11 protein-coding genes are annotated in these 15,821 nt (G+C 71.3%); 6 read left to right on the forward strand and 5 right to left on the reverse strand.

Features of this window, described 5'->3' with window-relative positions:
- Positions 1–173: 173 nt before the first annotated feature.
- A complete protein-coding gene (locus O7605_RS29675; RefSeq protein WP_332317193.1) occupies positions 174–848 on the reverse strand; it encodes a TetR/AcrR family transcriptional regulator in 675 nt (224 codons plus the stop codon).
- A 154-nt stretch (positions 849–1,002) separates the two neighbouring features.
- Between O7605_RS29675 and O7605_RS29680 the strand changes: the two genes are divergently transcribed.
- From O7605_RS29680 to fxsT, 6 genes are all read left to right on the forward strand, one after another.
- Positions 1,003–1,698, forward strand: a complete 696-nt coding sequence (locus O7605_RS29680) for a hypothetical protein (RefSeq protein WP_269742273.1) — start codon at positions 1,003–1,005, stop codon at positions 1,696–1,698.
- Positions 1,699–1,783: 85 nt separating this feature from the next.
- Positions 1,784–2,170: a hypothetical protein gene (locus O7605_RS29685; RefSeq protein WP_269742274.1), complete on the forward strand. Its 387-nt coding sequence runs from the start codon at positions 1,784–1,786 to the stop codon at positions 2,168–2,170.
- Positions 2,167–3,951 (forward strand): caspase family protein, encoded by a 1,785-nt coding sequence (locus tag O7605_RS29690; RefSeq protein WP_269742275.1) that lies wholly within the window; start codon positions 2,167–2,169, stop codon positions 3,949–3,951. The genes O7605_RS29685 and O7605_RS29690 overlap by 4 nt, the downstream gene beginning before the upstream one ends.
- A 162-nt stretch (positions 3,952–4,113) precedes the next feature.
- A complete protein-coding gene (locus tag O7605_RS29695; protein WP_269742276.1) occupies positions 4,114–5,595 on the forward strand; it encodes a VMAP-C domain-containing protein in 1,482 nt (493 codons plus the stop codon).
- A 14-nt stretch (positions 5,596–5,609) separates the two neighbouring features.
- Positions 5,610–6,650 carry an AAA family ATPase gene (locus O7605_RS29700; RefSeq protein WP_269742277.1) on the forward strand — a complete coding sequence of 347 codons (1,041 nt, stop codon included), beginning with the start codon at positions 5,610–5,612 and terminating at the stop codon, positions 6,648–6,650.
- Positions 6,647–10,900: an FxSxx-COOH system tetratricopeptide repeat protein gene (gene fxsT / locus O7605_RS29705; protein ID WP_269742278.1), complete on the forward strand. Its 4,254-nt coding sequence runs from the start codon at positions 6,647–6,649 to the stop codon at positions 10,898–10,900. The genes O7605_RS29700 and fxsT overlap by 4 nt, the downstream gene beginning before the upstream one ends.
- Before the next feature lie 27 nt (positions 10,901–10,927).
- Here fxsT and O7605_RS29710 read toward each other — a convergent pair whose 3' ends face one another.
- The 4 genes from O7605_RS29710 to O7605_RS29725 all read right to left on the reverse strand — a co-directional run bounded on the left by O7605_RS29710 (position 10,928) and on the right by O7605_RS29725 (position 15,751).
- Positions 10,928–12,796, reverse strand: coding sequence for an HEXXH motif domain-containing protein (locus tag O7605_RS29710; RefSeq protein WP_269742279.1), 1,869 nt, complete (start codon positions 12,794–12,796; stop codon positions 10,928–10,930).
- Positions 12,793–14,019 (reverse strand): FxsB family cyclophane-forming radical SAM/SPASM peptide maturase, encoded by a 1,227-nt coding sequence (locus tag O7605_RS29715; RefSeq protein ID WP_269742280.1) that lies wholly within the window; start codon positions 14,017–14,019, stop codon positions 12,793–12,795. Before O7605_RS29715 ends, O7605_RS29710 begins: the two co-directional genes overlap by 4 nt.
- An 8-nt stretch (positions 14,020–14,027) precedes the next feature.
- Entirely contained in the window at positions 14,028–14,198 is a 171-nt protein-coding gene (gene fxsA / locus O7605_RS29720) for an FxSxx-COOH cyclophane-containing RiPP peptide (RefSeq protein WP_269742281.1), read from the reverse strand.
- 506 nt (positions 14,199–14,704) lie between these two features.
- On the reverse strand, positions 14,705–15,751 hold the full coding sequence (locus O7605_RS29725) for a LacI family DNA-binding transcriptional regulator (protein WP_269742282.1): 1,047 nt from the start codon (positions 15,749–15,751) through the stop codon (positions 14,705–14,707).
- Between the last annotated feature and the right edge of the window lie 70 nt (positions 15,752–15,821).

Raw genomic sequence — 15,821 nt, forward strand, 5'->3', positions numbered from 1 at the left:
CATCGGGCGGCATGAGCGGAGGCCGAAGTCGCGTTCTGTGCACCCACGCCTACCTCGCCGTCACCGCCGCGCAGGCCAAAAAGGGGGCACCGGCTGCATGACAGGGACCCAGGGCCACGACGGACCAAGGCCGCGACGCCGTCGGCCATCACCGCGACGGTCGTTGAGGGTTGCTATGTGGAGGCTCTTAGGGGCTCGAGGGCGGCCAGGATGAGGTCGAGGCCGAAGATGAACTCCTCTGCCGGGTCGTAGCCGGCAGCGACGAGCGCTGCGGCGGACTCGTTGAGGTAGGGGAACTCGTCAGGAGAAAGCTGGGGCAGGTAGACGTCCTCGGCCATGTCCGCGAAGTCATCGGCGGTGTCGAACGGCAGGCTGCTTTCCTGTAGGGCGAAACCGTAGACGTAGACGTCGAGCAACCAGTTGGCGTGCGTCGCCATCAGAACCGAGAAGCCGGCCCTTCGCAGGCAGGCGGTGACCGCTTCGCGGTGGCGCAGGTGCGCGGGCCCCGGCGACGTCCGCGACTCCATCAGGCCGATCGCCCACGGGTGGCGGGCGAGAACCTGTCGGGCGGACACCGACCGCCGTCGCATCGCCGACTGCCAGTCGGTCTCGTCGGGCGGGAGCTCGATCTCCTCGAACACGATGTCGATCATGGCGTCCAGCAGTTCCTCCTTGTTCGCTACGTAGTAGTAGAGCGACATCGCGCCCGCGCCGAGCGCGCCGGCCAGCCGGCGCATGCTCAGCGCGTGGACCCCCTCGCGGTCGGCGATCCGGATGGCCTCGATGACCACTCGTTGCTTGCTCAGCCCCGCGTCGGGCGCGACCTGGCGTTTTTTCCTCCCGGACACGGGTCTCCTCACTCGCTCGAACGGCTTGACAATCGTCAAGCGTACTTTCATCGTACGGTGTACTAAACCGTAGTACGGTGTACGAATCAGCGAAACAATCCCCGAACCCGCTCGACAACCCGCCGGTCATCCGACCGCAACGAAGGAGTAAGAGATGGGATCACCGAAGAACACCGCCACCACACCAGCCCGCAGTTGGTTCGTTCGAGGCCGGCTCGTCGGTGCCGCGGCGATCGCGTTCGCGGTGTTGGTGGTGACAGAGAACGTGTTGTTTGCGGTGACGGGCGCGCTGCCCTACGGCGCTCCGATCGAGGAAGTGCTGGCCTACTACGCGGCCAACCGCGACGCGGTCGCGATCGTGTCCGGTCTGGTAGCCGTGTACCTGCCGCTGCTGCTCGTGTTCGTGACGGGCCTGCACGGCCTCGTAAAGCGGCGCGGCGGAGCGGGCACCGACTGGTCGCGCCTCGCCTTGACCGCTGGCGCAACGCTGTCGGCCATCTTCGTGCTCGTCAACGTCCTGCAGATCGGGCTCGCGCTCTCCGCCAGCGCGCTCGCCGAGCCGACGCCCGCGTTCGGGCTCGTCTGGCAGATTCACGCAGCGGCGTTCGCGCTGGCGCTGCCGATGCTCGGCACCACCTGCATCGGCTCGGCCCTCGCCGCGCACGCGAGCGGGCTGACTCCGGCTTGGCAGCGCCTGCTGGGCATGGTGGGCGGGAGCCTGCTGCTCGCTGCGGGGCTGGGCAACCTCGCGATCGCCGACGGCTCGCCGCTGATCTTCGTCGGGCTCCTAGGGTTCGTCGCCTGGCTCGTCTGGCTGCTCGCGACCGGCGTGCGCCTCGTCCGCTCGTGACCGAGATGAGAGCGGCGCCGGCCGGGCGCGTTGACCACCGATGGTGCAATTGACGCGGACGGATCCGTACCCGGGGAGGAACCTGATGGCTGACCACAGCGGGCTGCCGATCGCCGCGCTCCTGTTCGGGGGCCCGGAGGACGGACCTGGCGAGCTGGAACGCGGTGCCCGGCAGTTGGCCCTGGAACTGGCGCCGTACGGGGAACGGTTGCCCGCACCGACCGAGGTCGCGCCGGACGGCACCCGTGCCGGCGAGATCGAGATGATCGGTGCCGTCGCGCTGGCCATCGAACCCGCTCTCCCGTCGATCATCGCGGTGCTGGAACTCCTCGTCGCCTGGGCCGGCCAGCGCCAGGGACGCGGCGTGCGGATCGTCGAGCCGGACGGCAGCGAACTCGAACTCACCGGAGTCTCCGCCGCCGACCAGCGCCGCATCGCCCAGACCTGGCTCGACCGGAAACTTCCCCGGTGACGCGCAGACGCGCCCTGTTGATCGCCTGTGACGAGTACGAGGATCCCAAGCTGTCCCGCCTCCGGTCTCCGGCGCACGACGTCCAGGTGCTGGCCCGGCTGCTCGGTGACCCGACGGTCGGTGCCTACGACGTACGACTGCTGGTCAACCCGACCGAGCACGAGGCCCGGCTGGAGATCGCCCGACTGCTGCGGTCGGCCGGCCGGTCGGACCACCTGCTGATCTTCTTCGCCTGCCACGGTCGACGCGACATCGACGGGCTGCTCTACCTCGCTCTGGCCGACACGGACGTCGACGACCTGCCGGCCACCGCGCTTCCCACGGAACTGATCAACCGACTGCTCAACCGCTCGGCCTGTCAGCGGATGGTCCTGCTGCTGGACTGCTGCTTCAGCGGGGCGGTGTCGCGGGTGTTGACCCACCAGGGCGACGCGGGCGTCCGCGGCGGGGACCTGTTCCCGGGCGAGGGCACCGGCCGCGCCGTCCTGACCGCCACCACCGCCCACGAGTACGCCTGGGAGCCGGCCGGCGAACCGCTGCCGCTGACCGACAACCCACGGCACTCCGTCTTCGCCGGCGCGGTGATCGAGGGACTGCGCACCGGTGACGCCGACCTGGACGGTGACGGACTGGTATCTGCCGACGAGCTCTACCGGTACGTCAGGGACTCGGTCGCGGTGGCCGGCGGGCAGACGCCCCGCCGCTGGATGTACGGCGAGGGCGACCTCTACGTCGCCCGGAGCGCCCGGGGCCCAGCCCTGGCCACGGCGGCCGGCCGGACCGCGCCCCTGCCGCCGGCCGGGGTGGAGGTTCGGGACGCGCGCGGTGCCGACCGGTCGGACGGTCCGGTCCCGCCCCGCCAGCGGCCCGTCCCCTGGGCGGCGGAGCGCCTGCACTGGGAGGCGGGGTTGCCCGAACCGGTGGAGCGGATGCTGCGGGGTTTGGCCGACCGTAAGGGTTGGCTGGCCCTGCGGGCGGGCGGCTGGGACGAGGCGACCACCCAGTTCGGGGCGGCGGTGCGCGGCGACGGGACGGCCGGTGCCTGGTGGGGACTCGGGATCAGCCACGCGATCGGCGGACGCTGGCGGGCCGCAGGCCACGCGTTCGCGGCGGCCGCCGGAGGGCTGCGGGAGGCCGCGCCAGACCACCCGGCGCCGACGGCCGCGCTGACCGCCGGGGCGCTGCTGCTCGCGGTCGTCACGCTGCGGGCGGGCGGCGACCAGCGCGCGGCCCAGGTGCTGACCGACTCCGTCGACGCGTTGCCGCTGTGCCCGCCGCTGCTGGTGCTCTCCGCGGCGTGGGCCGGTGACGGTGCGGCGCTGACCCGCGCGTTCCTGCTCGACCCGGAGATTGCGGTGGAGTGCGAGGCCGCGGGCATGGAGATCGGACCGGCCGTCCAGGAGGCCATCGCCTGCGGCGAGGCGCAGATCCGCCGGCTCCACGTCGCCCGCACCCGGCTGCGCGCCACCGATCCGGCCTGGTCCGGCGGTCCGGCCGGCGACGGCGGGCCCGAGGGAGTACGGCGGTCACCGCTGGCGCGGCTGCGGGAGGTCCAGCGGACCGTGGAGGTACGCCGAGACGAGCTGATCTCCCTGCTGCACGCCCGCCAGCTCGGCGTACGGGACGCGTTACGCGCACCGGTGCCGGACGGGGGCGGAGCGGTGGTGGCGGACATCCGCAACGCCATTCACACCGGTCATGAGGCGCTGCGGGCGACGGACCGGCCCGCACCGCTGGCGGCGGTCGGTATTCCACCGATCCGTCCGATGCGTTCAATTTAAGCTAATTGATTTCCCCCGTGCGGAGGCTTCTACCGTGGGCGGTTGCCTCCGTACTATCTGTAGACCCGCCGCAATGGGTGGTTCTCGGCATCGCATCGGAGGAGACATGGTCGATAGCGGTGTCCTTCGGCGTTGCCGAAGTGCGCTCGGGTGGCGGCGCCGGTGACCCTCGAATCCCACGACCACCGCCGGCTGGTCGACGCGATGCTCGCGCTCACCGGTGCCGAGGTACGCACCCACCGCGACCGGTACATCCGGCAACTCGGCCACCTGATCGAGGGCGAGCCGGTCTTCCGCCGCTCCGACGTGCCCTTCGCCGACCTCTGGGGACTCGTCGCGGCCTGCGAGGAGGTGCCGGGGGCGCTCCGGCTGTTGCCCGAGGCGGTTGCGGCGGTGGACGGTGAGAGCCCGGAACTGGACCGTTTCCGCGCACTCGTCGCCATCCACCTGCCGCCGGAGATCCTCACCGCCGACGAACGCGGCCAGATCGTCGAGCTGGCCGACGGCCTCGATCCGCGGGTGCTGCTGGACCTTTGCCGCGGCGCGGTGGCGCGGCTCGGTCCGCGGGTGCGCCCACCGGTCACCGACCTGGCGGCCGTACTCCGGGAGCTGGAGGACGCGGTCTCCGACCCTGACGTACGCCCGCCGCTGGTCGCCTTTTTGGACGACCTGGCGGGCCGGGTCGCCCTACCGGCCCGCCGGATCGCCGGCCGCCTCGCCGACGCGGTCGCCCGGCGGATGGGGGTTCCACCGGGTCCGGCGGCGTCCCCGCCGCCGCCCGGGTCGACGGGCGGTCCCAGACCCTCGGACGGCGACCAGTACCGCTCCTACTTCGTGGTGCTGCTGGACATGGACGGCATCGACGCCTCCCGGTACCTGTTCGAGGCCTGGTTGGTGACCCCGGGCGATCCCGGCCGGCTGCCGTGGCACTGGGAACGCATGCCGGACGGGCCGGAGGATCGGTTCCGACTGGAGCAGATCCAGCTCAAGATCGATGAGGCGCTCACCGAACTGGCCAGTCGCAGTACCGCCGAGATCGGTCAACTGACTGTCGAGTTCATCGTGCCCCGTCCCCTGCTCGACTACGAGTTCGACCGGTGGCAGGTGGCGGCTCCGGGGCTCTACACGGCCCTCGGCGTGCACTACCCGGTGGTCGTCCGCGACCTCACCCGGATGCGCAACTCCCTGATGCGTCCCCGCTGGCGGACGCGGCACCGGCGGCTGCGCGAGCAGGGTTCCGCCGTGCAGGCCCGGGCGGTCGCCTTCGAGCGGCTCACCGAGCCGTACGTCGCGCAGCACCTGCACGCCCGACTGCTCGGCAACGACGACTACCCGGTCTGTCTCGTGCTGTTCGTCAGCGGCGCCGAACGGCACATCCAGGCGGCGATCGGCGCCGCGGTCACCGCCGGACTGCCGGTCGTCCTCTGGTGTCGCGACCGCGCGGCGGCGTCACGGTTCGATTCGTACATCCCCGAGGTGCTCATGGCGCGTAGCGTCGCAAACCTGCGCGAGCTGGTCTGGGAGCTGCGTCGCGACGCGGGTAGCGAGGGCGGCTCCCCCGAACACCTCGGTCTCCACCTCACCCTGCTGTGGGACGAGATCGACCGGGTGCCACCGGCCGACGCCCTCAGCGCGCCGGTCTAGGAAGGGGCGACAGCGTGTTGGAATCACCACCGCAGCCGGAGGACTTTGCCACGGGCGACGGCGAGGACTGGCGGATCTACCTCGGCACCGGACGGCCGCACAACGGCATCGAACGGCTCCCCGAGCCGCCCCGGTGGCGGCGGTTCGGCGGCGGGCCACTGATCACCTCCGCGCTGCCGGAGGACCGGCAGGGCGCCGAGCGGGCCCGTGGCTACCAGATCACCGACGAGGCGATCGAGATGGTGAACGCCGCGCTCTACCTGCGCCGCCCGCTCCTGGTGACGGGCAAGCCGGGCACTGGAAAGTCCACCCTCGCCTACAGCGTCGCGTACGAGCTGGGCCTCGGGCCGGTGCTCTATTGGCCGGTGACCAGCCGATCCACAGTGGACGACGGCCTCTACCGCTATGACGCGATCGGCCGACTCCAGGAGACGAACCTCTTCCAGTCCACCGGGCGGACCGAGGAGATACCGGACATCGGCCGCTACCTGACGCTCGGCCCGCTGGGCACGGCACTCCTGCCCTGGGCACGTCCACGGGTGGTGTTGATCGACGAGCTGGACAAGAGCGACCTGGGGCTCCCCAACGACCTGCTCAACGTCTTCGAGGAGGGCCGGTTCGAGATCCCGGAACTGGCCCGGCTGCCGGAGGACCAGAGCCTGGCGGAGGTGATGACCAGCGACGGCACCCTGCGGGCACCGGTACGGCGCGGCCAGGTCCGCTGCGCCGCCTTCCCGGTCGTCGTTATCACCAGCAACGCCGAGCGGGAGTTCCCACCCGCCTTCCTGCGCCGCTGTCTGCGACTGGACATCCAGCCCCCGGACGAGCAGGCCCTGGCCCAGATCATCACCTCGATGCTCGGCGAGGAGGCGGTGGCCGCCAGCGCCGACCTGATCACGCACTTCCTCGACATGCGCGACCGGGGTGCGGTGGCCACGGACCAGCTGCTGAACGCGATCTTCCTGGTCACCTCCGGGGTGCGACCGCCCGAGTCGACCCGCGCCCGGCTGCGGGCGAACCTGATCCGGGACCTCGAAGCGGCCGGCACCCTATGATCGATCGGCTGGTCACCGCCCTCGGCGGCGCTCCCTCGGCCCTGACGGCCGAGGAGTACGCCGAGGCGATCTGGCTGGCCCGCTTCCTGCCCCGCCAGCCGGGACCGCCCCGAGCCGGGCCGGCCGCGACGGCGAGCGACGCACCACCGGGGGCGCTACCCGAGTCACCGGCGTCGCCGCCGTCCACCTCCCCGGCCCGGCAGCCCGCCCGGCCGGAGACGCCCGCGGTGTCCGAGACGGAGCCGTCCGCCAGGCTCTACCTGCCGCCGCCCGCCAACGGGCCTCGCGACCCGTCCTCGCTGCCGGTACGCACTCCCGGGGTGCCCGCCCTGCCGCACGCCCGGGAGATCGCCCGGGCGCTGGCCCCGCTGCGCCGGCCCGTGCCCGCCCGGCACGCCGTGCGGCTCGACGAGGCAGAGACGGCCCGCCGGTCGGCTGAGGCCCGGATGCTCCAACCGTGCCTCACCCCGGTCACCGAGCCGTGGCTGGATCTCGTACTGCTGGTCGACGGCAGCCCGTCGATGGTGGTCTGGGAGGCGACGGCGACCGAGATCCGGACCCTCGTCGAGCGGATGCGGGTGCACACGTTCCGGCGCATCCAGGTGTGGTACGTGCGGCCGGACGCCAAGGGCCACCGGCCGATTTTGACCTCCGGCGGCGGCAGCACCGCGCGGGACCCGCGCGAGCTGGTCGACCCGGAGGGCCGGCAGTTGACGATGGTGGTGAGCGACTGCATCGGCGCCATCTGGGACGCTCCCGAGCTACGACGGTGGCTCGCGATCTGGGGCCGCTCCGGCCCGGTCGCCGTGGTCCAGCCGCTGCCACAGCGGCTGTGGCACCGCTGCCGCCCGACGCTGTACCCGGTGCTGGTCCGGCCGACCCGGCCTGGGGCACCGGCGGCGCAACTGCATCCCCGCCTGCGTGACGAGGTGCCGGATCACCTTCCGCGCGGTGCAGTCGCGATACCGGTGCTGGAACTGGCACCGCGATGGTTCGCCGCCGGGGCCGCCCTGGTCAGTGGCCGCACCCTCGGCCCGGTCGCGGCGGTCGCGCTGCTGACCACCGACCCTCGTCCGCTGCTCGTTGACCCGCTGCGGGAGCCACCGCCGTCGGAGCTGCTGGACCTGACGCCGGCCCAGCGGGTCGCCCGGTTCCGGGCGGTGGCCTCAGACGAGGCCCGTCAACTCGCCGAGTTCCTTGCCGCCGCACCGCTGACACTGCCGGTGATGCGCCTGGTGCAGCGCCTCATGCTGCCACGCTCACAGCCGCAGGACCTCGCCGAGGTCTACCTGAGCGGGCTGCTGCGCCACGCGGCGGGCTGGACCGAGGACACGCCGGTCGAACAGGCCCGCTACGAGTTCCTTCCCGGGGTACGGCAGGAACTACTCTCCGGACTACGGGTCGGTGAGGCGCTGCGGATCCTCGACGTCGTTTCCCGCTACGTCAACGAGCACATGGGCGCGGCTCTGGACTTTCCGGCGCTGCTCGCCGGACAGGTCTCGGGCCGGCTGGCGACCCGACTGGGCCGCCCGTTCGCAGAGGTGGCCTACACCGTGCTGCGCAGCCTGGGAGGCCGGTACTCGGAACTCGCGCGGCGGCTGGCTCCGGCCGCCCTCGGCCCGCCAGCCACGCCAACGCAGCGGACCGACCGGCGACTACCGATCGCGGCGACACCCGAAGAGGGGGACGACATGACCGCACCGACCGCTCCAGGAGATCGGGGCCGTTCCAGTGTCGGGGAGCAGCCGGCGGTGTTCGGGAACGTGCCGCCCCGCAACCCGGACTTCACCGGGCGGGAAGAACTGCTCAACGTGCTGCGCCAGCGGTTGACCGACAACGTCACCGCGGTGCTGCCGCACACCGTGCACGGCCTCGGCGGAGTCGGCAAGAGCCAGCTCGCCGTGGAGTACGTCTACAAGTACGCCAGCGACTACGACCTGATCTGGTGGGTTCCGGCCGAACAGCCGACCCGGATCCGGGAGTCGCTCGTTGCCCTGGCCCGCAAGCTCGATCTGGTCAGCGACGACGTCGACGTGTCGCAGGCCCTGGAGACCGTGTACGACGCATTGCGCACCGGACGACCGTACGGCCGGTGGCTGCTGGTCTTCGACAACGCGACCCGGGCCGAGGACCTGATGCCGTTCCTCAGCAACCCCGGCGGGCATGTGCTCATCACCTCCCGCAACCACAACTGGGCCGGGGTGGCGGACAGCATCGAGGTGGATGTCTTCACCCGGGAGGAGAGTATCGAGCTGATCCGGCGGCGGCTGCCGGAGCTGGACGACGGGGACACCGACCGGCTGGCGGAGCAGCTGGGGGACCTGCCGCTGGCGCTGGAGCAGGCGGCGGCCTGGATGCTGGCGACCGGCACCCCGATCGACGAGTACCTCGGCCAGTTGGAAAAACGGGTCGGCCTGTTGCTGCGGGAGAGTTCACCCGCGTCGTACTCGACGCCGGTGGTGATCACCTGGGGGCTGGCATTCGACCAGCTGGCCGAGCAGACCCCCGCCGCGTTGCAGTTGCTGGAGCTGTGCGCCTTCCTCGGTTCGGAGCCCATCTCGATCAGACTGCTGCCGATGGGGCGTTACGCCGGGCTGCCCAGCCTGCTCGACGCCACCGTCCGGGACGACATCCAGTTGCGCCGGGCGGTGCGAGACATCGGCAAGTACGGCCTGGCGAAGGTGGACGCGACCCGCAACAGCATCCAGATCCACCGCCTGGTGCAGGCGATCCTGCGGGACCGGCTCACCCCGGCCGACCGGGAGACCTACCGCACCGCCGTGCAGAAGCTCCTCGCCGCCGCGAACCCCGGTGATCCGACCGAGGACCAGGAGATCTGGCCCCGGCACGCGGAACTCAACCCGCACGTGCTGGCCTCCGGGGCGATCGACGGCGAATCCGACGACATCCGCAAGGTGGTGCTCGACCAGATCCGCTACCTCTACGTCAGCGGCGACTACGAGAGCAGCCGCGAGCTCGGCTCGATCGCGTACCGCCGGTGGCTGGAGAAGCTGGGGGCGGCCAACGAGCAAACCATTATCACCGCCCGGTTCCTCGCCAACGCGCTGCGCTCCACCGGCAATCCGCAGGAGGCGAGGCGGTTGAACGAGCGGACGTACGAGATCGCCCGCGACACGCTCGGGCCCGACCACGAACACACGTTGGCGCTGGCCAACAGTTTCGGGGCGGACCTGAGGCTGTTCGGCGAGTGGCAGCGGGCCCGCGAACTGGACGAGGGGCTGCTCGAGGCGCACCGCAGGGTGTTCGGTGAGGACGCTCCGGACACCCTGCGCTGTGCGAACAACCTCGCCGTCGATTACCGGTTGCTCGGCGACTTCGAGCGGGCGCGGCGCACGGACGAGGACAACTGGGCGCGCTACCGGCGGGTGCTAGGCGACACGAACCCGTACACCCTGTTCACGGCCACCCTACTCTCCCGGGATCTGGACGGGCTGGGCCGCTACCACGAGGCGCTGCGGTTGCAGCGGCAGTGGCTGCCGCTGCACCGGGGAAGCCTGCGGCCGGACCATTCGAACGTGCTGCGGGCGACCCGGCTGCACGCGGTCACGCTGCGCAAGACCGGTCTCTACAGCGAGGCGCTGACGGTGGCTCGCGAGGTGTACTCGCTGTGCCTGCGCCGGTTCCGGGAGAACCACGCCGACACGATCTCGGCGGCGATGACGCTGTTCAACATCCTGCCCCGCACCGAGCAGGAGCGGGTGGCGCGGGCCCGGGCCCTGGCCGAGGCCCGGGTGCTGGGCGAGGAGACGTTGACCGGCTACCAGCGGGTCCTGGGCGACGAACACCCCTTCACGTACGTCTGCATGACGAACCTGGCGATCGTGTTCCGCCTACTCGGGGACTACACCGAAGGGCGCCGGCTCGACGAGCGGGCGGTCGCCGGACTCCGTGCCGGGCTCGGGATGGAGCACCCGTACACCCTCTGTGCGATGATCAACCTCGCCAACGATCTCGCTGCCAGCCGAGACCATGCCGGAGCGGCTTCGCTACTGCGGGAGACCCTGGCGGCGGCCCGGCAGGTGAACGGCCAGGATCACCCGGAGACGTTGATCTGCGCCGCGAACCTCTCGATCGAGCTGTCGGCGCTCGGCGACCGGCCGGCCGCCCGGGAGCTGCGCGACGCGGCCATCGCCGGGTACGAGCGGACCGTCGGCCTGGACCACCCGGACGCGGCCGAACTGCTGGCCAGCCATCGGGTGTCGATCCCGATCGACCCGCCTCCGACGTGAGCACTGGCGGGTTCGGGAGGACGGCGGCTAGGCCCGGGCGGCGAGCGGGGCGCCCGCCGCCGGGCTGACCGCCTCAGGCGCCTCGTCCACGAGGGGGCGCAGCCAGCGGGTCAGCCGGAGCGGGTCCGGTGCGTCGGCGCCGCGACGCCGGATCTCGCGGTGCAGCGCGGCGACGAGTTCCGGCATCTGGTGCAGCGCGGCGGTCTCCCCGTCCGCGCCGTCGCCGCTCAACTCGGTGAGGATCGCCAGACCGACCCAGGACCGTGGCTCGTCCGGCTGGTCGAGGATCTGGCGGAGGTAGACGGCGCGGGCGGTCGCGTGGTCGCCGAGGATCTGCGCGATGTCGCCGGCGGACGCCTGTGGTACCTGCGTGGTCACCTGGGTCGGGTCGGTGCAGAGCTGGTCGAAGCCCTCCGGATCTGCCATCTGGAGTCCGGCCAGGTCGAATCGGACGTTGTGGGTCGAGGTCCAACCGACGTCGTGGGTCAGCACGGCGGAGATCGGCCCGGGTGAGGGCGCTGCCCCGGCCAGCCAGTCGTCCGCCAGCAGGCGCACCCGGTGCGGATCGGGCATCCGGTTGCGTAGGCGCCAGCCGAGCCGGTGTTCGGCAGTGACCTGCCGGGCCAGCGAGGCCGCAGCCGGGGAGACGGGTTCCGCGAGCCAGCGGCGCTGCCGTTCGGTCAGCGTGGCGAGGAACCGCCGGCCCTCCGCGGTCAGGTTCGGGACCCCGTGCAGCAGCTCGGTGGTCTGCCAGACCATGGAGCGCCAGCGGGCGAATTCGAAGTCGGCGAACCGGGCGGCGGCGTCGCGCTGGACGTGCCGTTGCACCCGCCAGAAGTCGGTGACCCCGAAGAAGGCGTAGACACCGTGCAACAGCCCGCCGAGCGGCCGGGGATCGTCGCGCCACGGCGCGTAGTGCCGGGGTTCCGGATCGGCGTGGTGCAGCGGAATCAGGTCGAGCAGCGCCCCGAGTTTGGCGTGCTGCCACTCGTGTACCAGCGCCGCCGCCAGGGCGAGTGGATCGGTGGGTGGGGTCAGGGACACGGCGCCGAACGACTCCATGGCGGTCGCGTTGACGCCGTAACTCTCCTCGGGGGCGACCAGCGGGACGATCGTGGTGAGTCCCGCGGCGATCCCCTCGGCGTAGCCGGAGTGCCACCGCACGAGCACCGGCCACGCCTCGTCGAGGGCCGCCTGCCACCCGGCCAGCTCGAGGTCGGTGAGCCGGCCCGCCGCCCGGAGTTGATGGATGTCGCGGCACGGGTCGAGGTCGTCGACGATCAGCCGCAGCGTGCAGCCGGCGGCCTGGGCCGCGATCGTGCGCAGGCCGGACCACCCTGGCGCGTCCGCCGACGGGTCGGTGGGTACCAGGACCGGGCCGATCCGCAGCCGGCCGTCCTCGGCGGTGACGGTGACGCTGCCGGTCCCCGACTCGGCGCGCCCGTACGTCGGCAGCATGACCTGGCCGTCGGTGCTGGACAGCTCGATCGTGAAGTCCAGCCCGGCCCGGGCCGCCGCGGCCACGGCGATCTCGCCCAGCCGGCCGACGTCGCGGGAGGCCGCGACGGTGCCGTCGGTGGCGCTGGAGCGGCGACTGCGGGGCGGCACCGTGGCGGGGCCGGCCCGCAGGCGCCGGAGTGTGACCGTCAGCCAGGAGCCGACGTGCGGCGCGAGCAGTACCTCGTCGACGGCCTCCGGCCGGTGGGCCTGGGCGCGGACGAGCAGCTCCAGCGAGGCCCCGGTGTCCGGGGACGGGTCGGCGTCCAGCAGTGCCCGCAGCAGGAACAGCCGCCGGCTGAGCTGGCCGCGGCGGAGCCGGGCGATCGTCTCGGCGTCGCCGTGACCCGCGGCGAGCTGGCTGAAGGACTGGGCGGGAAGTCGGATCACGTCGGTCACGCGCGTTGCCTCATCACTTGGGCGACATCGGCCTGTACGCGGCCGGCGATGTGGTCGATCAGATATCGCAGGTCGGCGCAGAAGACCGAGGGATTGCGGAATCCTGAGCCCTTACGGTATCGGTGCGGATAGTACCCTCCACCACAGATCGGATGAACCGAACAATCAAGACACGCCGGAGCGAGTGCCTTCACGCCGATCTGTCGGGCGATGACGGCCGGGTGCCGCAGGGCGGCGTCCAACGGGTGATCGGCCAGGTTGAGGCCGGTGGCCGGGGCGCCCTCGTAGGCGGAGCGCAGCGTGTCGACCTGTTCGAGCGACCCGTCGACGTCGATGACGATCACCCCGACGGGGCTCAGTCCGATCTGCTCCGACCTGCTGTGGCCGCCCAGTACGCCCACGGCGATCTCTTCGAAGAGGCGGAGGCGGGTCTCCCGCCGGGGCGCGTCGTACCACCGGTCGAAAACAGCGACGAGCCACTCTCCGTACCGGGTGCTTGCGTCGGGCGGACGACCCGGCGGTGGCTCGCTCCAGTTGCCGTGCGGCAGCAGGAAGTCCAGGGCCGGGGGCTGGTACGCCAGCAGCGTCTCGTAGGTCTCGACCGGATCGTTGCGCAGGTCGATGACGCTAAGGATGCCGGCGAACAGATCGGGCTGCTCGCGCAACAGCCGCAGCGCGCGGTCGACGGCGGGGAAGCTGCTCCGGCCGCCGAGATGCCGGCGGTGCCGGTCGTTGGCCACCCGGCCACCGTCCACGCTGACCCCGACCCGCAGGCCGGCGGCGCTCAGCAGGCGCAGGCGTTGCTCGGTCAGGCGGGTGCCGTTGGTCTGCACGGTGAACTGTGCCGCCGTCCCGGGCGACAGCGCCGCACGCAGCGTGCTCACCACCCGCTGCAACGTGGCGGGCGGGGCGAGCAGCGGCTCGCCGCCGTGCAGGATGACCCGGATCGTCGACAGGCGATGGTCGCGAGCGTGTTCGGCGATGCGCCGGGTCGCCAGGTCGACGACCTCGTCGGACATGAAGGCCTTCCGGCCCCGCCAGGAACGGTCGGCCAGCTCGTACATGTAGCAGTAGTCGCAGGCGAGGTCGCACCGACTGTGCAGCTTGACGACGAAGTCGTGGAACGGGGTGGGCCGCCAACCGGCCGGTGCGATGTCGAGCGGTGACTCGCCGAGCGGCCATTCGGGCGGCGAGGGAAGTGACGGTGGCGCGCCGGTGACCACGACGGGGTTCAGATCGCGGAGGTGAAACCAGCGACGGGGTCCTGCGGTCGGTCCAGCTCGTCGAGAATCCGCTCCAGGCAGTGCACGAACGCGCCATGGCTCGCCTCCCGGAGTTCGGCGAGGCTGATCTTGCTCACATCCAATTGGTGAGACAGATAATCATCGACCGTGGTTTCCATCGATTCCTCTATAGGACAATCGCACGCTAGTGATCCTGACCGGCTCCGAACGCGGCGGCTGGAGACGGAGCAAACTTCCCAAACTAACCCAAGATACCAGTGGATGCCGGACGGCCGGGTCAGTCTACGGCCGTCGCCCCGCCCCGGACAGTCCATAGCCGGTGCGCGCACCGTGGGCTGTCCGATTTCTCGCAGTGGTCGCGGAAGTCGCGGCGCCGCGCCCTGCGCGTTGGCCGGTCGTCGCTCCTGAGCGTCGGTGACCGACGCTCAGCGCCACGCTGGGGGTCGGTCCGCTCAGCCAACCCTCGGCAGCCGCGGCAAACCCAGCGAAACGAGGAAGCTGTCCGCCTTGAGTTCGACGAAGACGCTCGCGTCGTCGTGATCTTCGTCCGAGCGCAGGAGCGCGACCGGCGGTGACGCGCCGCTGCAGCAGGGCGAAGTGCCAGTCACAGCAGTACGCCGACGGGCGCCGTCGTAGCAATTGCGCTACCGCTGGCAGGGCGGCCTCAGCGCAGCGTCGACTGCCTCTGGATCAGTTCGAATTCGACCACTACCCTCCGGGGCGCCGGCTGTTCCTCTCGCGGCACACCGTCGAACTGGAGCTGGATCCGCTCTTCCAGCAGGTCGACTGCCTGGTGTGCGATCACGTCGCGTCCGGGGTCGATGGTGCTCAGCGGAGGTCGGGAGTAGTTCGCTTCGTCGATGTTGTCGAAGCCGATCAGCAGGACGTCCTCGGGAACCCGTAGGCCGCGGTCCTGAAAGGCGGCGAGCGCACCCAGCGCGAGTGTGTCGGCGAACGCCACGACCGCGTCGGGCTTGACGCCGCTGTCCAGGATGCGAGCGATCGTCGTGGCGCCGGTGGAGTGGAAATAGTCGGGTACACCGATGATCGCGCGTGGATCGACGTCGAAACCTCGTGACTGGAGGGCGTCCCGGAAACCCTGGAACCGCAGCGTTCCGCTGCTCGGCGATGGGTCGTCCTTGACTCCCAGGGGAACTACCGTGGTTGCACCCCGGCCCAGGACGTGCTCGGTCGCCGCGCGTGCTCCCTCGACGTTGCTCATCGTGACATGGTCGAGGCCGCCATCGAACACCCGCTCGCCCAGGAGCACGAGGGGGAAGTCGACGTCGAACAGCGGGAGGTCTTTCTGGCCCAGCGCGAGCGGGGAGTACAGCACGCCGTCGAAGCGTGACCGGTAGCTGCCGTCCAGTACCCGCAACTCGCGGTCGCGCTCGGCGTTGGTCTGCTCGATGAAGACGGTCAGGCCCCGCCTGGATGCCTCTCGCATGACAGCGTCCGCGAGTTCGGCGAAGTACACAACGCGCAGCGACGGCAGCACCAGAGCGATCGCCCCGGTCCGGCCCCGGCTCAGGTTCCGCGCCGACACATTCACGTGGTAGTCCAGCTCACGGATCGCGTCGTCCACCCGCTCACGGGTTTCCGGGCGCACGTACTGATAGCCGTTGAGGATGTTGGACACCGTCTTGACCGACACCCCGGCGAGTCGGGCGACGTCGCGCATCGTCGCCGACCTGTTGGTCTTGCGCGCCACAGCCCCTCCCGCCGCTCGTCGATTCGTCGGCCAGGGTATAAGACTGCACCATTCACAACCCCGGGACGCA

The organism is Verrucosispora sp. WMMA2121 (genome assembly GCF_027460185.1).
Taxonomy (GTDB): domain Bacteria; phylum Actinomycetota; class Actinomycetes; order Mycobacteriales; family Micromonosporaceae; genus Micromonospora; species Micromonospora palythoicola.

What these genes read in the sequence shown, in the direction of transcription:
- O7605_RS29680 (WP_269742273.1), top strand. Translation starts at nt 1,003, where the DNA reads ATGGGATCACCGAAGAACACCGCCACCACACCAGCCCGCAGTTGGTTC.
- O7605_RS29685 (WP_269742274.1), top strand. Translation starts at nt 1,784, where the DNA reads ATGGCTGACCACAGCGGGCTGCCGATCGCCGCGCTCCTGTTCGGGGGC.
- fxsT (WP_269742278.1), top strand. Translation starts at nt 6,647, where the DNA reads ATGATCGATCGGCTGGTCACCGCCCTCGGCGGCGCTCCCTCGGCCCTG.
- fxsA (WP_269742281.1), bottom strand. Translation starts at nt 14,198, where the DNA reads ATGGAAACCACGGTCGATGATTATCTGTCTCACCAATTGGATGTGAGC.